The 255-nt window shown below is 37.6% G+C and carries 1 protein-coding gene; it reads left to right on the plus strand.

The genetic code is table 11. From position 1 onward, the window contains the following. Positions 1 to 41 precede the first annotated feature (41 nt). Positions 42 to 255 (plus strand): IS200/IS605 family transposase (gene tnpA / locus ACYQ2O_RS13635; RefSeq protein ID WP_459796870.1); only part of this gene is annotated, 214 nt, incomplete at its 3' end.

Here is a 255-nt window from a genome sequence, read left to right on the forward strand (position 1 = left end):
TACTATATTCAGTGGTAACCAACAGAAAGGAAGTGACATCAATGGAATTGGACAACAACAATCATTCAGTCTTCTCGATGTATTACCACCTTGTCTTAGTTATAAAGTATCGAAGAAAAGTCATCACTCCCCCTGTTTCAGATTACGCCAAAGATATGTTTCTAAGAATGAGTACAAACTACAACATCACTCTCATCGAATGGAATGAAGATAGAGACCACATTCATATCCTGTTCAAAGCTCACCCTAACACAG

The organism is Alkalibacterium sp. m-11, from assembly GCF_054658155.1.